We start from the raw sequence: 22099 nt of genomic DNA, 5'->3' as shown, positions 1-22099 counted from the left end.
GACACGGCGTTCACGGCGGTGCCACGGCGGAGCGACTAGAAGTTTCCGCACCGGTCCGCCGACGCATGCCGCGTCCGTCGGCCCTCGCCGCCACACGCGGCGCCCCACGACCGCAGCGGCTTCTGCACAGCAGGACATCGGCATGAGCGACTACACCCGCAACACCGGTTCGCCCGATCGCGACCGCATCAACCTCCACGAAGACGGCGAAGTGCGCGACTGGACGCAGGCACTGCACGTCTCCGCCGACGAGTTGCGCGCCGCGGTGCAGGCCGTGGGCAGCAGCGCCGCGGCGGTCCGCGCGCACCTGCGCACGTGACGCGGGCCGGGCCCGCGCCATGAGCCTCGCCGACTACCGCCGCAAGCGCCGCTTCGACAAGACCCGCGAACCGGAGCCGGGCAAGCCGGTGCCGGCGGGGCAGCGGCCGATCTTCGTCGTGCAGCTGCACCACGCCAGCCGCCGCCATTACGATTTCCGCCTGCAGGTCGGCGATGCGCTGAAGAGCTGGGCGGTGCCGAAAGGGCCGAGCTACGACCCCAAGGTCAAGCGCATGGCGGTGGAAGTGGAAGACCATCCACTGGACTACGCCACGTTCGAGGGCGAGATCCCGCAGGGCGAATACGGCGGCGGCCACGTCGCCCAGTTCGATCACGGCGTGTGGAGCAGCGCGGACGATCCGCAGGCGCAACTGGCCAAGGGTCATCTGCGCTTTGAACTGTTCGGCGACAAGCTCAAGGGCGGCTGGCACCTGGTGCGCTCGGGCAAGCCGGCGCGGCAACCGCAGTGGCTGCTGTTCAAGGAGGACGACGCCTTCGCCAGCGACCTGGAAGCCGACGACCTGCTGGCCGATGTCACCGCGGCGCCGGCGCAGGACGTCAAGCGCGCCGGCGCCGGCAAACCGGACAAGCGCAAGGTCACGGTGGTGGCGCCAGTGCGCAAAGGCCGCCGGACGAACTGGGCCAAGTTGGCCGAGGCGCTGCCCGGCGCGGTGTCGGCGGCGGCGCCGGACGGACCGTTCGCGCCGCAGCTGGCCCGGCTGGGCGATGCCCCGCCGCAGGGCGCGCAGTGGATCCACGAGATCAAGTGGGACGGCTACCGGATCCTGGCCACTGTCGCCGACGGCGTGGTGCGGCTGTGGTCGCGCAACGCGATCGAATGGACCGACAAGATTCCCGAGATCCGCGACGCCATCGCCGCGCTGGGCCTGCGCTCGGCGGCGCTGGATGGCGAATTGATCGCCGGCAAGGGGACCAAGGAGGACTTCAACCTGCTGCAGGCAGTGCTGTCCGGCGAGCGCCAGGGCACGCTGGCGCTGGCCCTGTTCGACCTGTTGCACCTGGACGGCATCGACATCGCCGCCGCACCGCTGTCCGAACGCAAGGCGCTGCTGCAGCGGCTGCTGCAGAACGCCGATGCGCACCTGGCCTTCAGCTCGCACATCGACGGCGACGGCGACGCGGCGTTCCAGCTCGCCGGCGCGCAGCACTTCGAGGGCATCGTCTCCAAGCGCGCCGACCGCGGCTACCACGGCGGCCGCAACGACGACTGGCGCAAGACCAAGCAATTGCGCTCGGACGAATTCGCGGTGGTCGGCTACACCGCACCCAAGGGCAGCCGCAGCGGCTTCGGCTCGCTGCTGCTGGCGCGGCCGGATCCCGAACATGGCTGGCTGTACGTCGGGCGCGTGGGCTCCGGTTTCTCCGACGCCTTGCTGCGCGAGTTGACCGCGCTGATCGGCAAGGCCGGCAGCGCCACGCCCAGCGTGCACGTGCCGACCACCGACACCGACCTGCGCAGCGCGCGCTGGTTTGCGCCGCGCTTCGTGGTGGAGGTGTTCTACCGCGGCATCGGCGGACAGCAGTTGCTGCGCCAGGCCTCGCTGAAGGCGGTGCGCCCGGACAAGGACATCGCCGATTTGCGCGATGCCGACGCACCGGCACCGCGCGCGGCGGCGGCGCGGGTGACGCCGGCGGCCAGGAAAGCCAAGGCAGACGCAACGGTCAAAACAACGAAGGCAACCAAGGTGGCGAAGGCGGCGAAGTCGAGCGAGAACAAGACCGGCGGTCCCCGGCGCAGCAAGCGCGACGTCGCGGCCACGGGCACCGCGCGCACGCCGCCGACCCTGTCCAGCCCGGGCCGCGTGGTCTTCCCCGACATCGGCGCGACCAAGCGCGAGGTCTGGGACTACTACAGTGCGGTGATGGATCACCTGCTGCCGGAGATCGCCGGTCGCCCGCTGTCGATCATCCGCTGCCCCGCCGGTGCCGAACGCGCGTGCTTCTTCCAGAAGCACCACACCGCCGGATTGGAACTGGTGTCGTCGGTGCGGTTGAAGGAAGAAAGCGGCACCCAGGCCGAGTACCTGGTGGTCGAGGATGCGGCCGGGCTGCTGGAACTGGTGCAGTTCAATGCATTGGAGTTCCACCCGTGGGGCGCGCATGCCGCGTCCCCGGAGCGTGCCGACCGCGTGGTGTTCGACCTCGACCCGGGGCCGGATGTGCCGTTCGCCGAGGTCAAGCGCGCGGCCACCGACATCCGCAAGCTGCTCGCGCAACTGGAGCTGGAGTCGTTCGTGCGCGTGTCCGGCGGCAAGGGCCTGCACGTGGTGGTGCCGCTGGCACCGGGCTGCGACTGGGACCTGACCAAGCGCTTCGCCCACGGCTTCGCCGACGCACTGGCGCAGTCGCAACCCGAGCGCTTCCTCGCCACCGCCAGCAAGCGCCTGCGCAACCAGCGCATCTTCGTCGACTACCTGCGCAACGGCCGCGGCGCCACCGCCGTGGCCTCGTACTCGCTGCGCGCCCGCGCCGGCGCGCCGGTGGCGATGCCGCTGGCCTGGAGCGACCTGTCCAGGCTGCACCGCGCCGACGCCTTCAAGCTGCGCGACGTCCCGGCCAAGCTGAAACGGCGACGCAAGGATCCCTGGGCCGGCATCGACGCGCTGAAGCAGAACCTGTCGCGCTGGGCCGAAACGGAGTGAGCAAAGCCCCTCTCCCCCCGGGAGAGGGGTTGGGGTGAGGGTCGGGGCGCGAAGCGACTCGCTGAGATTGAACACGAGCGACCGCACCCTCATCCGCCCCTGCGGGGCACCTTCTCCCGAGTGGAGAAGGGAAAAGCCGAGCCCCTCTCCCGGCGGGAGAGGGGTTGGGGTGAGGGTCCGACCGCCAGCCAACTCACCCGCAAACCCACGCACCCACTAGCCCGTCGGCCCACCCATCACCGGCAGGATCGCGCCATTGATGTAGCTGGCGGTGATCGGCGAGGCCAGGAACACGTACGCCGGCGACAGTTCCTCCGGTTGCGCCGGGCGTCCCATCGGGTTCTGCTTGCCGAACTCGGCCACGTCCTCGGCGGGCTTGTCGGCAGGATTGAGCGGCGTCCACACCGGCCCCGGCGCGACCGCGTTGACGCGGATGCCGCGCGGCTGCAACTGGCTGGCCAGGGCCATGGTGAAGGCATGGATCGCGCCCTTGGTCGCCGAATAGTCCAACAGCGACTTGCTGCCGAACAGCCCGGTCTCCGAACCGCTGTTGACGATCGCCGAACCACGCTTGAGATGCGGCAGCGCCGCGCGCGCCATGTGGAAATAGCCGGCGATGTTGGTCTGCAAGGTCTCCTGCAGGTGCGCCTCGCTCAGGTCCTCCAGCGCATCGCAATGCAGCTGGAACGCGGCGTTGTTGACCAGCACGTCGAGCCCACCGAAGGCTTTGACGGTCTGCGCCACCGCGTCCTCGCAGAACGCCGGATCCTTCACGTCGCCGGCGATGGCGATGCAGCGGCGGCCTTCGTTCTCGACGTGCTGACGGGTGACCTGCGCATCCTCGTGTTCGTCCAGGTACAGCACCGCCACATCCGCGCCCTCGCGCGCGAACAGCACCGCCACCGCGCGCCCGATGCCCGAATCGGCACCGGTCACGATCGCGCTCATGCCGCGCAGCTTGCCGCTGCCCACGTACTCCGGCGCCTCGAAGCGCGGCTGCAGCGCCAGCTCGTGCTCGTTGCCCGGCTTGGCCAGGTGCTGCTTGGGCATGCGCTGCGGCTGCTTGCGTGGCCCGGCCTGGCCGGCGTCGCCCGGCTTGGCGCGCTTGGGCTTGGGCTTGGCGTCGCCGGCATCGACCGCGCGCTGCAGCGCGCGTTGCTGCTGCACGGTCTTGGCGCTGGACGACGCCGTGGCGCTGCTGCGCTTCGACGGGGCGGACTTGGTGGCGGCAGGACGCTTGCGGGAGGCCATCGGCAATACTCCGGAGACGGGAGGAGGACGCGGTCGCGCAACCCTCCTCGAAGGGAAGGAACGGGCGTCGCTCAGGCGCGGTCGGCGAGACCGCTGACGCCGGCGTGCTGGGCGCAGTGCGCGCAGCAGAACATGCGCTCGCCGGCCTGCACGCCGTGGCCGACGATGCGGCACTCGCAGTGGCTGCAGCGCGGGGCGAAGGCGTGGATGGCGCACTCGAACGAATCGAAGGTACCGCTGCGCGCGCCCTGGGTCAGGGTGAAGGCCTGGTCGTAGTCGTTTCCGCAGACATCGCAGGTGGCCATGATCGGCTCCGGTTGCTGGGGGAATCCCGAGTCTGTCCCCGCCGGCGGCCACGACCGGTGAAACCGCCGGCGCGATCTCTTCATGCGGCGCAAACATGCGCCGCGACAGGCTCGCGCCATCGATCGAAGGAGACGCCCCATGATCCGCCACCCGCTCGCCCGCCTCGCCCCGTTCGCCGCCGTGCTGTTGCTCGGCGCCTGCAGCACCACCCAGGTGGCGCAGGTGCAGCCGATCGATGGCGTCATCTCCGGCCAATGCCATATCGACAAGGTGCGCGGCGCGGTCGGCCTGGCCGCCTCGCGCATGACCGTCGAACGCGCCCGCGTCGACAGCGACAGCCTCAAGGTGCAGGTGGTCAAGAGCAGCGTCAGCGACAACGGCGCCACCGCCAGCGGCGTGGACAGCGCCAACCGCGGCGCGCGCGAGACCGGCGGCGACCGCCTGACCGTCGAGATCGGCCCGACCAACAACATCACTACCGTGTATTGCGGCTGATCCGCGTCGCCGGGCCCGCCCGCCGCGCCCGCGGCGGCGCGGTGCTCAGGCGCGCTTGCGTGCGGGAGTTGCGGTCTTGCGCTTGGCGCGGGTACCGCTGCCCTGCGCGCCCGCCGCAGCGCCCTTGCGCGCAGCACGTGCGCCCTTGCGCAGCGACGGCGCTTTGGCCGAGCTGCGATCGGCGGCCTTGGCCGCCTTGCGTGCCGCGGTGCGTGCCCGCCCCAGGTATTTCAGCGTGATCAGATCCCACTGCCGTTCGCCGCGCACGCCCTCGCACAGGCCGTGCAGGCGCCCGCAGCGCCAGCCGTCGAACACGCACGGGTCGATATAGGCCTTGCGGCACACCGCCGGGGTGTTGCCGAGCGCCTCGGCCACCTCGCGGATCACCGCATTCTGCGCCTGCGCCAGCGCGCGCTCGCCGCCGGTGTCGGGCAGCGGCAGCGCGGCCAGCCGTTGCAGCGCGGCGCGGGTGCCGCCCCAGGTGCGGAAGTCCTTGGCGGTGAAGCTCTCGCCCATCGCCTCGCGCAGGTAGTCGTTGACCTCGCCCGAATCCACCGGCTGCAGCTGGCCGTCGTCGTCGCGATACTGGAACAGTGCCTGCCCGGGCAATTGCTGGCAGCCGCGGATCAGCTTGACCAGGTGCACGTCGTCGACCTCGATGTCGTGCTCCTGGCCGCCCTTGCCGCGGAACTGCAGCCGCGCACGGCCGCCCTTCACGAACGCCAGGTGGCGATTGCGCAGCGTGGTCAGGCCGTAGGAGCGGTTGCTGCGCGCGTATTCGGCGTTGCCCACGCGCACCAGGGTCTCGGCCATCAGCGCCACCACCATCGCCAGCACCTTGTCGCGCGGGTAGCCGGGCAGGGCCATGTCGCGGCGCAGGCGCCGGCGCAGCCGCGGCAGGGCCTGGCCGAAGGCGACGATGCGCTCGAACTTGCCGTCGCCGCGCACCTGCGCCCAGTCGGCGTGGTAGCGGTACTGCTTGCGCCGGCGCGCGTCGCGTCCGGTGGCCTGCAGGTGACCGTTGTCGCGCGTGCAGATCCACACCTCGGTGTAGGCCGGCGGGATCGCCAACTGGCGGATGCGCTGCAGGGTGGCGGCATCGCGCACCGCGCTGCCGTCGGGCAGACGGTAGCCGAACCCCTTGCCGGCGCGGCGCCGGACGATGCCCGGCTCCTGATCGCTGACATAGACCAGGCCGGCGCTGCTGGCGGCCTGGCGGGACTGGCGCGCACGCGCCGCCTCGGCCGCGGCGGTGGAACGGGACGCGTTGGACATCGGACCTCCGGAAGCCGGAACCGCGGCCCGCGCCGCCGGTTCCACGAGCATCGATTGTCGGCAGTGCCGCGCCTAGGCCGCGTGAGCGATCGCCGCCTGCGGCATGTCGGTCCAACGCTGCGGAAGTACTGCAGTCCGCGTGAGAGGGACTTCAGTCCCGACGCCTGACGTGGTCAACGCGCCTTGGTCATCACGCGTCCCGGCTCAAGCCATTCCCGCAAGGCGCCTCAGCGTGCCGGTTAACGCCTGGCGAACGCGCGGTATCCGATCCTGTCGCCACCGGAACCTGCGCTGCGCCGGCGCCTGCCGTCGCCCGGCGAGACGACGGCGACGCAAAGCGCATCACACGCTCTATGCTTCACCCCTCTTCCCTCCAGCCATAGGAGCCCCGATGAGCAACCTCCTTTCCTCCCGTGCGTCCACGCGTGCCGGCCTGCTCGGCACGGCCTGCCTGGCGCTGGCCCTGGCGGCCTGCGGCGCGCCGCCGCCGGACGAGCAGGAACAGGTGAGCGCCAAGGCCCAGGCCGCCGCGCAGCAGGCCGCCGCGCCGGACCCGGCCAACGCACCGGACGCCCCGCCGGTGGGCACCTGCGATGCCTCGCAGGCGCAGGGCCTGGTCGGCCAGACCTTCGCGCCGGCGCTGCTGGACCAAGCGCGCAGCGACACCGGCGCCAAGACCGCGCGCGTGCTCAAGCCGAACCAGGCAGTGACCATGGAGTTCAACGGCGAACGGCTCAACATCGAGGTCGACGAGAAGAACCAGATCACCGGCGTGCGCTGCGGCTAGGGCCTGTCCTCATTCCCGGGCAGGTCGCGCCACCCTTGCGCGCGCCCGGGGCAAGGAAGTGCGAGGGAGTGGACGTCTGTCCATGACGGGCAATGACACAGTCCCGGGCACGCACAAGGACAGGCCCGGGGGCGCCGCCAGGACGCCCGGCGCGGCGGCGGCGACAGCGCCGCCGCCAGCGCTGAAGTTGCAGGTGTAACGGTGTATTGCGGCACCGCACCAACTATGTTTTAGTCGGGATTCCGGTGACCTCAAGAAGCGCTCCAGGACAGAGCGGGGGCGAGTGTCGCCGCGTTCCTTCGGATCGCTTTCAGAGGCAGACATGGCCCCCCGCAACCGCCACGGGCTCTACGACCCCCAAGACGAGCGCGATGCCTGTGGTTTCGGCATGGTCGCGCAACTCGACGACCAACCTTCGCGGGCACTGGTGGATACCGCCATCGCCGCCCTGTCGCGCATGACCCATCGCGGCGGCGTCGCCGCCGACGGCCTCACCGGCGACGGCTGCGGCCTGCTGATCCGCAAACCCGAGCCGTTCCTGCGCGCGCTGGCGCGCGAGGCCGGCATCGCGGTCGGCGCGCGCTTCGCTGCCGGCAACGTGTTCCTGCCGCGCGACGATGCCGACGCCGCCGCGCGCTGCCGCCAGGTGCTGGAAGAAGAACTGCGCCGCGTCGGCGCGCAGCCATGCGGCTGGCGCCTCACCCCCACCGACGATGCGGTGTGCGGGCAACTGGCCAAGGACACCCTGCCGCGCATCGAGCAGGTGTTCGTCGACGCCGGTGCCGAGCAGAGTGAAGACGCGTTCGCCCTGGCCCTGTTCCTGGCCCGCCGCCGCGCCGAGCAGCGCCTGCGCGAGGTCGCCGATTTCTACGTCACCACGCTCTCGCCCAACGGCATCAGCTACAAGGGCATGGTGCTGCCGGACAAGCTCAGCACCTTCTACCCGGACCTGCAGCGCAACGACCTGGCCTCCAGCGCCATCGTGTTCCACCAGCGCTTCTCCACCAACACGCTGCCGCGCTGGCCGCTGGCGCACCCGTTCCGCCTGCTCGCGCACAACGGCGAGATCAACACCATCGAGGGCAACCGGCACTGGGCGCAGGCGCGCAGCAAGGTTTGGAAGACCCCGCGTTTCGACATCGCCGAGCTGGACCCGGTGATCTCGATGCATGGCTCCGATTCGCAGAGCCTGGACAACATGCTCGAGCTGCTGGTCGCCGGCGGCATGGATCTGCTGCAGGCGCTGCGCATCCTGGTGCCGCCGGCCACCCAGTCGCTGGAGTTCAAGGACGCCGACCTGGCCGCGTTCTACGAGTTCTACGGCCTCAACACCGAGCCGTGGGACGGCCCGGCCGGCATCGTCGCCTGCGACGGCCGCTACGCCGCATGCATGCTCGACCGCAACGGCCTGCGCCCGGCGCGCTGGATGCTGACCTCCGACCGGCATTTCCTGGTGGCCTCCGAAGCCGGCGTGTGGGAACTGCCGGCCGAGCGCGTCACCCGCAAGGGCAAGCTCGGCCCCGGCGAGATGATGGCCATCGACCTCAAGCGCGGCGACCTGCTCGATTCGGACGCCATCGACCGCATCAACCGCGGCCGCGCCCCGTACAAGCAATGGCTGCAGCAGGGCGTGACCTACCTGCAGACCGAACTGATCGACCCCTCGCTGGTCGAGGAGCCGTTCGACGAGCGCACCCTGCGCAGCTACCACAAGCTGTTCCAGCTCAGCACCGAGGAAGTGGAGCAGGTGCTGCGGCCGCTGGCCGAGACCGAGCAGGAAGCCACCGGCTCGATGGGCGACGACACGCCGATGGCGGTGCTCAGCCGCCACACGCGGCCGCTGTACGACTACTTCCGCCAGGCCTTCGCCCAGGTCACCAACCCGCCGATCGACCCGCTGCGGGAAGACTGCGTGATGTCGCTGACCACCCAGCTCGGCAAGGAGACCAACATCTTCCATGCCGGCCCGGAGACGGTGAACCACGTCATCCTCAACTCGCCGGTGCTCAGCCAGCGCAAGCTGCGGCAGTTGCTGAAGATGCCGCAGTACCTGACCCGCAACGCGCAGATCGACCTGTCCTACAGCGTCGAGGAAGGCCTGGAGGCCGGGCTCAAGCGCATCTGCGCCGAGGCCGAACAGGCCGCGCGCGACGGCAAGGTCATGCTGCTGCTGACCGACCGCTACCCGGTGCCGGAGCGGCCGATGGCGCATGCGCTGCTGGCCACCGGCGCGGTGCACCACCACCTCTCGCGGGTGGGCCTGCGCTGCGACGTCAACCTGATCATCGAGACCGGCACCGCGCGCGATCCGCACCACATGGCCTGCCTGCTCGGCTTCGGCGCCACCGCGGTGTATCCGTACCTGGCCTACCAGACCCTGTTCGACCTGGGCCGGCGCGGCATCCTGCTGCTCAAGAGCGGCGGCGAGCAGACCCAGATCGGCCGCAAGTACCGCAAGGGCATCTACAAGGGCCTGTCCAAGATCATCTCCAAGATGGGCATCTGCACCATCGCCAGCTATCGCGGCGCGCAGCTGTTCGAGATCGTCGGGCTGGATCCGGACGTGGTGGCGCTGTGCTTCCCGGACACCGCCGCGCGCATCGGCGGCGTCGGCCTGGCGCGGCTGGACACCGAGGCGCGGCAGCTCGCCGCGCGCGCCTGGAACGACCTGCTCAAGCCGGAAGTGGGCGGCCTGCTCAAGTACGTGCACGGCGGCGAGTACCACATGTACAACCCGGACGTGGTGCTGACCCTGCAGCGCGCCACCCGCAGCGGCCTGCAGGCCGACTGGGACGCCTACGCCGCCGCGGTGCACGGGCGCCCGGCCTCGGCCCTGCGCGACCTGCTGCAACTCAAGCGCGCGGCCACGCCGACGCCGCTGGACGAGGTCGCCCCGGCCGAGGACCTGCTGCGCCGCTTCGACACCGCCGCGATCAGCCTCGGCGCGCTGTCGCCGGAGGCGCACGAGGCGCTGGCGATCGCGATGAACCGCCTCGGCGGGCGCAGCAATTCCGGCGAAGGCGGCGAAGACCCGGCGCGCTACGGCACCGAGAAGCGCTCCAAGATCAAGCAGGTGGCCTCCGGCCGCTTCGGCGTCACCCCCGAATACCTGGTCAACGCCGAGGTGCTGCAGATCAAGGTCGCGCAGGGCGCCAAGCCCGGCGAAGGCGGCCAGTTGCCCGGGCACAAGGTCAACGAACTGATCGCGCGGCTGCGCTACGCCAAGCCGGGCATCGGCCTGATCTCGCCGCCGCCGCACCACGACATCTACTCGATCGAAGACCTCGCGCAGCTGATCTACGACCTCAAGCAGGTCAATCCGAGCGCGCTGGTGTCGGTGAAGCTGGTCAGCCATGCCGGCGTGGGCACCATCGCCGCCGGCGTGGTCAAGGCCGGCGCCGACCTGATCACCGTGTCCGGCCACGACGGCGGCACCGGCGCCAGCCCGGTCAGCTCGATCCGCTACGCCGGCGTGCCGTGGGAACTGGGCGTGGCCGAGTCGCACCAGGCGCTGGTCGCCAACGACCTGCGCACGCGCACCATCCTGCAGACCGACGGCGGCCTGAAGACCGGCCTGGACGTGGTCAAGGCGGCGATCCTGGGCGCGGACAGCTTCGGCTTCGGCACCGGGCCGATGATCGTGCTCGGCTGCAAGTACCTGCGCATCTGCCACCTCAACAACTGCGCCACCGGCGTGGCCACCCAGGACGAGCGCCTGCGCGCCAACCACTTCGTCGGCCTGCCCGAGCGCGTGGAGAACTTCTTCCGGCTGCTGGCCGAGGAAGTGCGGCAATGGCTGTCGTACCTGGGCGTGCGCTCGCTGGACGAGATCGTCGGCCGCACCGAACTGCTGCAGCAACTGGACATCTCGCCGCGCGAAGGCGTGCGCGTGGACCTGTCGCGGCTGCTCAAGGACGTGCGTCATGACGGCGGCCACTGCGCCGCGCAGCGCCTGTACGAATCGCCGGACAGCCTGGCCACGCAGATGGACGGCCTGCTCGCCGACGCCATTGCGCACAAGCGCGGCGGCGACCATCGCTTCCTGATCCACAACACCGACCGTTCGATCGGCGCGCGCCTGTCCGGCGCCATCGCCCGCGTCCACGGCAACCACGGCATGGACGATGCACCGCTGACCCTGCGCTTCCGCGGCTCGGCCGGGCAGAGCTTCGGCGCGTTCAACGCCGGCGGCCTGCACCTGGAGCTGGAAGGCGAGGCGAACGACTACGTCGGCAAGGGCATGGCCGGCGGCCGCCTGGTGGTGCGTCCGCCGCGCGGCGCGCGCTTCGAGGCACGCAGCACCGCGATCATCGGCAACACCTGCCTGTACGGCGCCACCGGTGGCGAGCTGTACGCCGCCGGCCGTGCCGGCGAACGCTTCGCGGTGCGCAACTCCGGCGCGCTGGCGGTGATCGAGGGCGCCGGCGACCACTGCTGCGAGTACATGACCGACGGCATCGTGCTGGTGCTGGGCAAGGTTGGCCTGAACTTCGGCGCCGGCTTCACCGGCGGCCTGGCCTACGTGCTCGACGTGGACCGCGACTTCGTCGACCGCTACAACCACGAACTGATCGACATCCACCGCATCTCCGCCGAAGGCTTCGAGAGCCATCGCCAGCACCTGCACAAGCTGATCAGCCGCCACCGCGAACTGACCGGCAGCATCTGGGCGCAGCAGATCCTCGACGAGTTCCGCGACTACGTCGGCAAGTTCTGGCTGGTCAAACCGAAGGCGGCGAGCATCGAGTCGTTGACCGAGTCGCTGAGGCGCGCCGCTTGAAGGCGGCGCGCCGGGAATCGGGAATGGAGAATCGGGAATGGTAAAAGCCCGGCTCCCCCAGTTTCCGATCGCGCGCGCAGATTCGCTTTTGCCATTCCCCATTCCCCATTCCCGGTTCCCCACACCATGAGCCGCAAGCACGCCTTCCAGTTCCTCGACCTGCCCCGGCAGATGCCGCAACGCATTCCGGTGGAACTGCGCACCTCCGGCGACTGGAACGAGCTGTACGGCAAGTTCGACAAGGCCGACGCGCAGTACCAGGCCGGGCGCTGCCTGGATTGCGGCAACCCGTACTGCAGCTGGAAGTGCCCGGTGCACAACGCCATCCCGCAGTGGCTGCAGCTGGTGCAGGAGAACCGCATCGAAGAGGCCGCGGCGCTGTGCCACAGCACCAATCCGCTGCCTGAGGTGTGCGGCCGGGTGTGCCCGCAGGACCGCCTGTGCGAAGGCAGCTGCACGCTGGAGGAATTCGGCGCGGTCACCATCGGCGCGGTGGAGAAGTACATCGTCGATACCGCACTCAACAACGGCTGGCGCCCGGACCTGAGCCAGGTCGAACCCACCGGCAAGCGCGTGGCGGTGGTCGGCGCCGGGCCGGCCGGACTGAGCTGCGCCGACCGTCTGGCCCGCGCCGGCATCCAGGCGGTGGTATACGACCGCTACGAGCAGATCGGCGGGCTGCTGCAGTTCGGCATCCCCAGCTTCAAGCTGGACAAGAGCGTGATCGGCAAGCGCCGCGAGGTGCTCGAAGGCATGGGCGTGCAGTTCCGCCTGGGCGTGGAGATCGGCCGCGACGTGAGCCTGGAGCAGTTGCTCGAGGAGTACGACGCGGTGTTCCTGGGCACCGGCGCCTACCGCTACACCGACGGCGGCCTGCCCGGCCAGGACATGCCCGGCGTGCTGCCGGCGCTGCCGTTCCTGGTGCAGAACAGCCGCATCGTCGGCGGCAACGATCCCTGGGGCCGGCCGATCGCCGGCTGGGAAGACAAGATCGCGCTGCCCGACCTGAGCGGCAAGCGCGTGGTGGTGCTCGGCGGCGGCGATACCGGCATGGACTGCGTGCGCAGCGCGATCCGCCTGGGCGCGGCCAAGGTCACCTGCGCCTACCGCCGCGACGAGGCCAACATGCCCGGCTCGGCGCGCGAGGTGGCCAATGCGCGCGAGGAAGGTGTGCGCTTCCTGTTCAACCGCCAGCCGCTGGCGGTGGAAGCCGATGCCGCCGGCAACCTGGCCGGCGTACGCGTGGTGCAGACCCGTCTGGGCGAGCCAGATGCGCGCGGGCGCCAGGCCGCGGTGCCGGTGGAAGGCAGCGAATCGCTGCTGGACGCGGACGTGGTCATCATCGCCTTCGGCTTCTCGCCGAGCGTGCCGGACTGGCTGGCGGCGCAAGGCGTGGAAGGCACCGCCAACGGCCGCATCCTCGCCGGCGGCAGCGAGCCCGACGGCAGCGGCCGCCTGCCGTACCAGACCACCAACCCGAAACTGTTCGCTGGCGGCGACGCCGTGCGCGGCGCCGACCTGGTGGTGACTGCGGTGGCCGAAGGCCGCGACGCGGCAGCCAGCATCGCCGAATGGATCGGCAACCGCCTGCCGGTGACGACCCAGGCTGCGGCCTGAGCGAGGCTGCGACGCTGCGAGGCTGCTGCAGCGTTCGGTCAGTTCGGCGGCGACGGCGACGGCAATACTTGCTCGACTGGGCGATGCGACCTTCGACCGCATCGCCGAACCGCTGCGCTGCGCATTCGCCGAAAGTCGAGGTCGCCTGGAGCGGCTGGCCTCCAGCCACGTCGCCAGCGCTGGCCTCGGCATGGACCTCGTCGAACGCTACCGCCTCGGCACCGCCGCCGCCGGCAGCGATCGCCTTTACCAACGCCACCACCGCCGCGGCGCAGGTTGCGTCGTTGGCCTCTAGCGAACGCCTTCTCCACCGCTCGTCCTTCGCTGCGCGCCCAACCTGGCGCGCCGGCGATGGACGCATGGCCGCGACCTCGATCACGCCGCTGCCGACGGGTGCACCACGCACCTGATGTGACGCCGCCGACGTCCGCGCGCAGCATGTCCGCGCCAGGTGAATGCCGGGCTAACACGGGTGCGTGCAGGCTGGCGATCACGGGGGCGATCCTTGCACGCTTGCGCCTGCCGTCCCGCACTCCCCCGAGCGGACGGCGCCTCCCCTCACTCCAGGAAGCTCCCCCATGCCGCTTTCCTCGTCGTGTTCCCCGCGCTGGCGTTCCCTGCCGCTGGCGCTGCTGCTCGCCACCGTCGCCTGCAACGCCGCCGCCGAAGGCCGCAGCGTGCTCAAATACGCAGGCGTCAACCTGTCCGGCGCCGAGTTCAACTCCGGCAAGAAGCCCGGTGTGCTGTACAAGGATTACACCTACCCGACCGCCAGCGATTACAGCTACTTCGCCAGCAAGGGCATGAACACTATCCGCCTGCCGTTCCTGTGGGAGCGCCTGCAGCCCACCGCCAAGGGCGAGTTCGACCCGGCGCAACTGGCGCTGTTGAAGAAGGCGGTGGAGCAGGCCAAGGCCAACCACCTGTACCTGATCCTGGACCCGCACAACTACGCCAAGTACAACGGCGCGCTGGTCGGCAGCGAGGGCGCCCCGGACGAGGTGTTCGCCGACCTGTGGCGGCGCCTGGCCAAGGAGTTCAAGGGCGACGACCACGTCATCTTCGGGCTGATGAACGAGCCCAACGCAGTCTCCTCGACCGACTGGGCCAGCGCGGCGCAGGCGGCGATCGATGCCATCCGCAAGGCCGGCGCCAACAACCTGATCCTGGTACCGGGCACCGCCTACACCGGCGCGCACAGCTGGCGCAGCACCGCCTACGGCACGCCGAACGCGGTTGCGCTGCAGCCGCTGAAGGATCCGCGCAACCGCATGGCGTTCGAAGCGCACCAGTACCTGGACCGCGACAACAGCGGCACCAAGGGCGAGTGCGTCAGCGCCACCGCCGGCGCCGAGAAGCTGGCCGGCTTCGTCAGCTGGTTGCGCGAGAACAAGAAGGTCGGCTTCATCGGCGAGTTTGCCACCGCGAATACGCCCACCTGCAATCAGGCGCTGGAGAACATGCTCAGCTACATGCAGAAGAACGACGACGTGATTCTCGGTTGGACCTGGTGGGCCGCAGGTGCGTGGTGGAAGCCCGACTATCCGTTCAACGTGCAGCCCGGCAAGGACGGCAGCGAGAAGCCGCAGATGGAGATCCTGTCCAAGTACGCGCGCGAGATCACCGGCAAGAAGTGAGCCGTCGCTGCCGGCGCCGCGTGTCGGCAACGCGGCAACACGCCATGCAACGTGTGCGACGCGCACGCCTGGCATAGCACATGCAGCGCGATCCAGTACCGGTTCGCGCTGCCAATCGCCGCACAGATCCATGCATGCGCGCACGCAGCGCATCGCCTCGTCCTCGGCAATGCACTACGGTGTCCGCACACCGTAGTCATCAGCCCGGCCTGGCATCTCCTCGGCCGGGTTCCCCCTCTGATGCCGAAGGAGACTCACCATGATCGCGCGCACCTTGCGGCGGCGGTCGCGGCACGCCTGGCGTGCCGCGCTGCTGCTGTGCCTATCCGTTCCACTGTCGTCGCTGCAGGCGCAGCAGTCGCTGCGCTTCGCCGGCGTCAACCTGTCCGGTGCCGAGATCGCGCCGTCGAAGATTCCCGGCATCGTCGGAGTCGACTACACCTATCCGCGCAGCAGCGACTACACCTATTTCGCCGGCAAGGGCATGAACCTGCTACGCCTGCCGGTGCGCTGGGAACGCCTGCAGCCGCAACCGCGCGGCCCGCTCGACGCCGCGCAACTGGCGCTGATCGACGACGCCGTGCAGCAGGCCAAGGCGCAGGGCATGTACGTGATCGTGGACATCCACAACTACGCGCGCCGCGACGGCTGCCTCATCGGCAGCAGCGGCCTGCCGGTCGCCGCCTTCGTCGACCTGTGGCAGCGTCTGGCGCGCGCCTACGGCAGCGACAATGCGGTGGTCTTCGGGCTGATGAACGAGCCGCACGGCATCAGCCCGGCCGCGTGGGCCACCGCCGCGCAGGCCGCGGTCGATGCGATCCGCGCCACCGGCGCCAGCAACCTGGTCCTGGTACCGGGCGCGCTGTGGACCGGCGCGCATAGCTGGTACACGCCAGTGGACGGCACCTCAAACGCCAGCGCGCTGGCCACGCTGCACGACCCGCTGCAGCGCGTGGCGATCGAAGTGCACCAGTACCTGGACGCCGATTCCAGCGGCACCAGCCCGGTCTGCGTGAGCGACGACATCGGCGTCCAACGCCTGCGCGCCTTCACCGATTGGCTGCAGCAGACCGGCCATCTCGGCTTTCTCGGCGAATTCGCCGCCGCCGACAATCCCACCTGCCGGCGCGCGCTGGACGGCATGCTGGCCGACATCGCGCAGCACCCGACGCTGTGGCTGGGCTGGAGCTACTGGGCCGGCGGCGCCTGGTGGCGCGCCGACTATCCGTTCAATGTGCAACCCGACGCCGACGGCCACGACCGTCCGCAGATGGCGATCCTCGCGCCCTGGGCGCAGCGCATCACGCGCTGAGCGCGGCGCATGCGTGACAACGCCGTGGCGCACGTCGACAACTAGGCACCTCCAAGTCACGTCGGGACATGTCTGCGAGGAACGGCGCGTGCCCTTTCACCGGCTCAGCGGCAGCGGACTTTTGCCTGGGCACGCGCCGTTGCGGGTTTAAGCCTCTCCTACAGAGCAACGTGCATCCGCCGGGTTGTACGCAAGCAGGTGATTCGAGGTGCCCGCATTGCGTGCGACGTGCAATGCGTCGCATATTTCCGATGACCTCGATCGCTCTGGCATGACGGTTGCAGCGTGGTGCACGGCCGCGCACGCCGCATCGTGGCGTCGCCTGCCGCTCTTTCCCCACGAAGGATCCGTCATGCCACGCTATTCCCGTTTTTTCCGCTCCCCCCAATGGCGGCAGCGCGCCGTGCTGTGCCTGCTCGTGGCCGCCTGCGCGCCGTTCGCAAACGCCCAGCAGACGCTGCGCTATGCCGGCATCAACCTGGCCGGCGCCGAGTTCAACTCGGCGAAGAAGCCCGGCGTGCTGTTCAAGGACTATGTGTATCCCACCGACGCCGACTATGCGTACACCGCGGCGCAGGGCATGAACATCGTGCGCCTGCCGTTCCTGTGGGAGCGGCTGCAGCCGCAAGCCAACGGCCCGCTCGACCCCGCGCAACTCGACGCGCTGCGCACCGCGGTCGAACGCGCCAGGCGCAACAACCTGCAACTGATCCTCGACGTGCACAACTACGCCAAGTACGACGGCGTGCGCATCGGCGGCGACGCGGTACCGGCGGCGGCGCTGGCCGATCTGTGGCGGCGCCTGGCGCTGGTGTTCGGCAACGATGCCAGCGTGGCATTCGGGCTGATGAACGAGCCCAACGGCCTCGCCTCCGGCGATTGGGCGGCCATCGCGCAGGCGTCGATCGATGCGATCCGTGGCACCGGCGCCGACAACCTGATCCTGGTGCCAGGCACCGCCTTCAGCGGCGCGCACAGCTGGAACAGCACCTGGTACGGCGTGTCCAACGCGCAGGGCTTGCTGACGGTCCACGACCCCGCCGGCAACCTGGCGTTCGAAGTGCATCAATACCTGGATCCCGACTCCTCCGGCACCAGCGCCGCCTGCGTCAGCACCAGCATCGGTGCGGAACGCCTGCAAGGGTTCACCCAATGGCTGCGCGCCAATGGCTATCGCGGCTTCCTCGGCGAGTTCGGCGGCAGCAGCGACCCCACCTGCCTGGCCGCGCTGGACACCATGCTCGGCTACGTCCACGACAACGGCGACGTCTGGCTGGGCTGGACCGCCTGGGCCGGCGGCGCGTGGTGGCGCAGCGACTACGCGTTCAACCTGCAGCCGGACAAGAGCGGCGCCGACAAGCCGCAGATGGACGTACTGGCGGTGCGCGCCCAGCAAGTTACGCAGTGACCGCGGCAACGCCGGGTCCGCAGCGGCGGCCCGGCGATCGCGGCGATTGAGTCGACACCGCCATCGGGCGCAGACTGTCGCACCTTTCCCGCACGGATCGACGCATGCGCCTGGGCCTGGCCGCCAACCGACTGCACCACCAGGGCAAGGATGCCGCGCTGTTCCGCTGGCTGCGCGCCAGCGAAGCCGGTATCCGCGAATTGCAGCTCGGCCTGCACGCGGTCGGCCGTACCCACGAGGCGATCGTTCGTGCCGGCCTGCTGGCCGGCCATGCCGGCCTCAGGCGCTACCCGTTCGGCCGCGAGGGCGGACTGATGAAGCTGGTGGCCGAGGTCGTGGGCCTGGAAGGCGCCGAGCGGACCCTCGACGGTGCCATCTACCTGATCGATCCGGTCGACCCGTCCTCGATCTTCCCCGAGGCGATCGCGCTCAAGCGCCAATGCGTGATCCACGGCAAGCCGTTCATTTCCACCGTGGCCAGCGCCCGCGATTGGGTGGAGATGGAGCGCGTCCACGCCGGGCTGGCCGCCGACGCCGGCGCCGACGACCTGTACGCGCTGCAGCGGCAGACCCTGGCGCTGATCGCGCACGATGCGATGAAACCGCAGATGCTGGCCTTCGCCAGCGAACATTTCGATCTGCTGTCGCGCTTCGCCGAGCGCGTGGCCACCGGCACCACCGGGCAGCGGCTCAACGAACTGGCCTGGAGTCGCGGCTGGCCGCAGGGCCAGGCGTGGGTGCACCGCTATCAGAGCGGCCCGATGGGCGGCGACGCGCAGATCGCCGATCGCGTGCTGGAACGGCGCTGCCACCGCGCGATCTTCTTCGAGGATCCGCATGTCGCGCGCCAGCACGAAGCCGACATCCAGTTGCTGGAACGCGCGGTGACCACGGTCACCGACAGCGCCGTGTGCATCACCTCGCCGGCGATCGCCGCACGCTGGGCGCAGGCCGCCGAACGCCGGCTTCGATCCGCCTGAGAGTGTCCGGTCCGCGCGCGATCGCGTCGCGCGCGGACCGCTGACAGGACACGCGGCGACGCCGCGTTGTCGTGCGTGACCATGCGCACAGTCACTGCGATGTCACGCCGATCGCCAACACTGCCGCGCCTGTCCAGATCCCAGGGGGGATCCCATGTTGCGTTTCACCCTGCGCCTGCTGCTGCTCGGCGCAGCAGCGCTGTGCGCGCTGCCGTCCGCGTCCGCGCAACCGGCCGAGCGCTTGCGCGTACACGGCTCCAACAGCCTCGGCGCGCGGCTGATGCCGGCGCTGGTGGAAGCCTGGCTGCAGAGCATGGGCTACCGGCAACTGCAACGTCGTCGCGTCGATGCGACGACGCTGGAGATCGCCGCGGTGCGCGACGATGCGCCGCTGGTGGTCGAGATCGCCGGCACCGGCTCGGCCGCCGGCATCGCCGACCTGGTGCATGGCGACGCCGAGCTGGCGATGCTGGCGCGTCAGCCCGATGCGCGCGAACGCGAGGCCGCCTGGCAGCTCGGCGACCTGGGCTCGCCGGACCAACAGTTCGTCGTCGCCCTGGATGGCACGCGGGTGCTGGTCGCCGCCGACAACCCCATCGCCACGCTGAGCGTCGTGCAGCTGCGCGACATCCTGAGCGGCCGGACCACGCGCTGGTCGCAACTCGGCGGCGCGGACCTGCCGATCGCGCTGCACCGCAGTGCTATCCCCGGCGGTCTCGATGACTTCCTGCGCGAACGCCTGGGGCTGCCGGCGGTGCGCATGCCGGGGAACGTCCTGCATGCCGACCTGGCCGAGGCGGCACGCGCCGTCGTCGGCCATCCCGACGCACTGGCGATCGTCGGGCTGACCACGCCGGTGCCGGCCGGCACACGTGCGCTAGCCATCGCCGACGGCGGTATCGCGGTGCTCCCGACGGCAGCAGCCGTGCGCGGCGAGGACTATCCCTTGGTCCAGCGCTATAGCCTGTACGGCGGCCAGATGATGTCGGCGCTCGGCCGCAGCCTGGCCCTGTACGCCCTCGGTCCGCAGGCGCAACAGCTGGTGCGCCGGCTTGGCCCGATTTCCATGGCGATCGACGTCGATCCGGCCACGCCGCAGAGCGGCGCCACCGCTGCCCGCGCGGATGCTACCTACGCGCAGGCCAGCACCGGCGCCCGGCGCCTGACCACCACGCTGCGTTTCAGCCTGCAGTCGCTCAATGGCATGTACGAAGCGCGCAGCGCCCAGGATCTCGACCGATTGGTCGCCTTCATGCAACAGCCGGCGATGCACGGCCGCGCCCTGGCGGTGATCGGCTTCGCCACGCCGGACAGCGCCAACCGGCTGTACCCGACCATCGCCAGCAACGACCGCGCCGACGTCGTCGCCGCCTACCTGGTGCAACGCGGTGTCGCCGTGGAACGGGTACGCGGTCTCGGCGCACTGCATCCGCTGATCGGCGGCGAAGACGCCGCCGCCAAGGCGCGCAACGAGCGCGTCGAACTGTGGTTGCTGGATCGGGCGCGATAGGGCAGTCGGAGCGTGGTTGCGGCCGGTTGGGCACGACATCGCTCGGCCGCTCGTCCCCTTCGGAACCTTTCCCCCGAAAAGCAGGCCGTGGTCCGGGGAGGAGAAGGGAAGCCAAAGCCCCTCTCCCGTCGGGAGAGGGGTTGGGGTGAGGGTACGCAGCGCGAAGCGCCCTCACCGGCGCAAGCTGGGAGGTTAGCGCGTTGTCAGGCATTGGCAGCCGCGCGCGTGACGTCGCGCTGGCGCCGATACGACCCGTCGCCATCCGCGCATCGGCGAGCGCATGCTGGCGACCGTGCTCCCGGACTCGGGCCATCCGGCGTTCACCGCATCGCGCCTACAGTCGCCCGACACCCTCGCCAGCGCTTCCGGAGATCGCCATGCTTCGCTCATCGCACGCCGTTCTCGGCGTGGTGCTTGCCGGACTCGTGCTGACCCACAGCACGCCCGCCGCCGCGGTGCAGCGGCTGTGGCCGACCGCGGAGCAATGGCAACAGTTGCACGCGTCAGCCGCCACCGATCCGGCCTGGCGGCAGGTCGAGGCGGCGCAGGCCCGGCTGGCCGAGATGGCACGCACGCAGGGCGCGCATCCGCTCGAGAATCTGAGCACCGGCGGCCGCCTGCGCGGCGATCCAGTGAAGGCGGCGACCGAAACCAGCCTGGGCGACATGCCGCGCATCCAGGCGTTGGCGCTGCGCTACGCCCTGGACGGCGAGCGCGGCGACGCGCTGGCCGCCGGCGACCAGCTCGCGCAATGGACCGCGCGCAATGTGCCCAACGGCAACCCGATCGACGAGACCGGGCTGGAACCGGCGATCTTCGCCTACCGCATCGTCCGCCCGGCGCTGCCGGACGCGCAACGCCGCGCCATCGATGCATGGATGCGCAAGATCGCCGATGCCGAAATCGGCTCGCGCGATCTCAAGCGCAAGACCGCCACCAACAACTGGCACAGCCATCGGCTGAAGACCGTGGGCATGATCGGCGCCGCGCTCGACGACGCCCGGCTGCTGAACTACGCCCGCACCGGCTTTCGTCAGCAGATCGCCGAAAACCTGTTGCCCGACGGCCGCAGCATCGACTTCGTCGAGCGCGATGCGCTGTCCTACCACGTCTACGACCTGCGTCCGCTGGTGACGCTGGCACTGCTGTTCTCCGAACGCGGTGAGGATCTGTACCACTGGCGCGCGCCGAACGGCGCATCTCTGGCGCGCAGCGTCGACTGGCTGCTGCCGTATCTGCGCGGCGAGCGCAGCCACGCGGAGTTCGTCGGCAGCCAGGTGCCGTTCGACAAGGCGCGCTCCGACAACGGGGAAGCGGGCCACGTGATCGGCAAGCCGTATGCCGCGGAGGGGGCGGAATCGCTGCTGGTGCTTGCTGCGGCCTACGATCCGGCGTGCGTGCAACTGGCGCGGCAACTCGGACACGGGACGCCACCCTGGCGCCTGGCGATCAGCACATTGCCCGATTCACCGCGCTAGCTTCCGTCGACTCCGACGGCATCAGAGTGCAGGTGCTCAGCCACGGCATCACGGAGGGTCCGCGACGCGACAGGTCTCGATGCGAGCCATCGCACATCTCATCGCGCGGCACAGCGGCGCGGGAGGTGGTCCAGCGGTTTGGCCTTATCAGCCCCTGCGGGGCACCTTCCTCCGCAAACAGGGCCATGGTCCCGGCGGAAGAAGGAAGAACCGAGCCCCTCTCCCCCCGGGAGAGGGGTTGGGGTGAGGGTACGGGGCGCGCAGCGCCTCGCCGATCGGTCA

The 22099-nt window shown here is 70.2% G+C and carries 15 protein-coding genes; 12 read left to right on the top strand and 3 right to left on the bottom strand.

The genetic code is table 11. The features are described 5' to 3' along the window. The first annotated feature begins 142 nt into the window (after window positions 1–142). On the top strand, window positions 143–319 hold the full coding sequence (locus SLW56_RS17375; protein WP_152181281.1) for a DUF3606 domain-containing protein: 177 nt from the start codon (window positions 143–145) through the stop codon (window positions 317–319). A gap of 19 nt (window positions 320–338) precedes the next feature. Further along, a complete protein-coding gene (ligD, locus tag SLW56_RS17370; protein WP_320695234.1) occupies window positions 339–2981 on the top strand; it encodes a DNA ligase D in 2643 nt (880 codons plus the stop codon). Window positions 2982–3197: 216 nt separating this feature from the next. Here ligD and SLW56_RS17365 read toward each other — a convergent pair whose 3' ends face one another. Both SLW56_RS17365 and SLW56_RS17360 read right to left on the bottom strand, forming a co-directional pair. Then, on the bottom strand, window positions 3198–4232 hold the full coding sequence (locus tag SLW56_RS17365; RefSeq protein ID WP_320695233.1) for an SDR family oxidoreductase: 1035 nt from the start codon (window positions 4230–4232) through the stop codon (window positions 3198–3200). A gap of 71 nt (window positions 4233–4303) precedes the next feature. Then, window positions 4304–4537 (bottom strand): hypothetical protein, encoded by a 234-nt coding sequence (locus tag SLW56_RS17360; protein WP_010342266.1) that lies wholly within the window; start codon window positions 4535–4537, stop codon window positions 4304–4306. Window positions 4538–4676: 139 nt separating this feature from the next. Here SLW56_RS17360 and SLW56_RS17355 point away from each other — a divergent pair, with 139 nt between their 5' ends. Continuing rightward, complete coding sequence (locus SLW56_RS17355) at window positions 4677–5033, top strand: hypothetical protein (protein ID WP_267085371.1); 357 nt, start codon at window positions 4677–4679, stop codon at window positions 5031–5033. A 45-nt stretch (window positions 5034–5078) separates the two neighbouring features. On the opposite strand, the gene SLW56_RS17350 is transcribed toward SLW56_RS17355, so the two are convergent. Further along, window positions 5079–6308 carry a DNA topoisomerase IB gene (locus tag SLW56_RS17350; RefSeq protein ID WP_295965840.1) on the bottom strand — a complete coding sequence of 410 codons (1230 nt, stop codon included), beginning with the start codon at window positions 6306–6308 and terminating at the stop codon, window positions 5079–5081. A 391-nt stretch (window positions 6309–6699) separates the two neighbouring features. Here SLW56_RS17350 and SLW56_RS17345 point away from each other — a divergent pair, with 391 nt between their 5' ends. The 9 genes from SLW56_RS17345 to SLW56_RS17305 all read left to right on the top strand — a co-directional run bounded on the left by SLW56_RS17345 (window position 6700) and on the right by SLW56_RS17305 (window position 21817). Continuing rightward, window positions 6700–7095, top strand: coding sequence for an I78 family peptidase inhibitor (locus tag SLW56_RS17345; protein ID WP_148829055.1), 396 nt, complete (start codon window positions 6700–6702; stop codon window positions 7093–7095). 322 nt (window positions 7096–7417) lie between these two features. Further along, entirely contained in the window at window positions 7418–11875 is a 4458-nt protein-coding gene (gene gltB / locus SLW56_RS17340) for a glutamate synthase large subunit (RefSeq protein ID WP_320695232.1), read from the top strand. A 126-nt stretch (window positions 11876–12001) separates the two neighbouring features. After that, window positions 12002–13492 (top strand): FAD-dependent oxidoreductase, encoded by a 1491-nt coding sequence (locus tag SLW56_RS17335; RefSeq protein ID WP_267103124.1) that lies wholly within the window; start codon window positions 12002–12004, stop codon window positions 13490–13492. Window positions 13493–14070: 578 nt separating this feature from the next. Continuing rightward, window positions 14071–15129 (top strand): glycoside hydrolase family 5 protein, encoded by a 1059-nt coding sequence (locus SLW56_RS17330; RefSeq protein ID WP_267103125.1) that lies wholly within the window; start codon window positions 14071–14073, stop codon window positions 15127–15129. Between the two features lie 259 nt (window positions 15130–15388). Beyond that, window positions 15389–16441 (top strand): glycoside hydrolase family 5 protein, encoded by a 1053-nt coding sequence (locus SLW56_RS17325; protein ID WP_267103126.1) that lies wholly within the window; start codon window positions 15389–15391, stop codon window positions 16439–16441. 352 nt (window positions 16442–16793) lie between these two features. Continuing rightward, complete coding sequence (locus SLW56_RS17320) at window positions 16794–17849, top strand: glycoside hydrolase family 5 protein (RefSeq protein WP_320695231.1); 1056 nt, start codon at window positions 16794–16796, stop codon at window positions 17847–17849. Between the two features lie 104 nt (window positions 17850–17953). Further along, on the top strand, window positions 17954–18829 hold the full coding sequence (locus tag SLW56_RS17315; protein WP_267085378.1) for a methylglyoxal synthase: 876 nt from the start codon (window positions 17954–17956) through the stop codon (window positions 18827–18829). Window positions 18830–18983: 154 nt separating this feature from the next. Then, complete coding sequence (locus tag SLW56_RS17310) at window positions 18984–20339, top strand: substrate-binding domain-containing protein (RefSeq protein WP_267085379.1); 1356 nt, start codon at window positions 18984–18986, stop codon at window positions 20337–20339. 377 nt (window positions 20340–20716) lie between these two features. Then, window positions 20717–21817: an alginate lyase family protein gene (locus SLW56_RS17305; protein WP_267085380.1), complete on the top strand. Its 1101-nt coding sequence runs from the start codon at window positions 20717–20719 to the stop codon at window positions 21815–21817. The last annotated feature ends 282 nt before the right edge of the window (window positions 21818–22099 follow it).

It is taken from the genome of Xanthomonas sp. LF07-6, assembly GCF_034105445.1.
GTDB classification, from domain to species: domain Bacteria; phylum Pseudomonadota; class Gammaproteobacteria; order Xanthomonadales; family Xanthomonadaceae; genus Xanthomonas_A; species Xanthomonas_A sontii.
This window is presented reverse-complemented; position numbering and strand designations above follow the sequence as displayed.

Coding starts and splice junctions, on each gene's coding strand:
- SLW56_RS17325 (WP_267103126.1), top strand. CDS start 15,389: ATGATCGCGCGCACCTTGCGGCGGCGGTCGCGGCACGCCTGGCGTGCC.
- gltB (WP_320695232.1), top strand. CDS start 7,418: ATGGCCCCCCGCAACCGCCACGGGCTCTACGACCCCCAAGACGAGCGC.
- SLW56_RS17315 (WP_267085378.1), top strand. CDS start 17,954: ATGCGCCTGGGCCTGGCCGCCAACCGACTGCACCACCAGGGCAAGGAT.
- SLW56_RS17345 (WP_148829055.1), top strand. CDS start 6,700: ATGAGCAACCTCCTTTCCTCCCGTGCGTCCACGCGTGCCGGCCTGCTC.
- SLW56_RS17350 (WP_295965840.1), bottom strand. CDS start 6,308: ATGTCCAACGCGTCCCGTTCCACCGCCGCGGCCGAGGCGGCGCGTGCG.
- SLW56_RS17335 (WP_267103124.1), top strand. CDS start 12,002: ATGAGCCGCAAGCACGCCTTCCAGTTCCTCGACCTGCCCCGGCAGATG.
- SLW56_RS17320 (WP_320695231.1), top strand. CDS start 16,794: ATGCCACGCTATTCCCGTTTTTTCCGCTCCCCCCAATGGCGGCAGCGC.
- SLW56_RS17355 (WP_267085371.1), top strand. CDS start 4,677: ATGATCCGCCACCCGCTCGCCCGCCTCGCCCCGTTCGCCGCCGTGCTG.
- SLW56_RS17330 (WP_267103125.1), top strand. CDS start 14,071: ATGCCGCTTTCCTCGTCGTGTTCCCCGCGCTGGCGTTCCCTGCCGCTG.
- SLW56_RS17310 (WP_267085379.1), top strand. CDS start 18,984: ATGTTGCGTTTCACCCTGCGCCTGCTGCTGCTCGGCGCAGCAGCGCTG.
- SLW56_RS17360 (WP_010342266.1), bottom strand. CDS start 4,537: ATGGCCACCTGCGATGTCTGCGGAAACGACTACGACCAGGCCTTCACC.
- SLW56_RS17305 (WP_267085380.1), top strand. CDS start 20,717: ATGCTTCGCTCATCGCACGCCGTTCTCGGCGTGGTGCTTGCCGGACTC.
- SLW56_RS17365 (WP_320695233.1), bottom strand. CDS start 4,232: ATGGCCTCCCGCAAGCGTCCTGCCGCCACCAAGTCCGCCCCGTCGAAG.
- SLW56_RS17375 (WP_152181281.1), top strand. CDS start 143: ATGAGCGACTACACCCGCAACACCGGTTCGCCCGATCGCGACCGCATC.
- ligD (WP_320695234.1), top strand. CDS start 339: ATGAGCCTCGCCGACTACCGCCGCAAGCGCCGCTTCGACAAGACCCGC.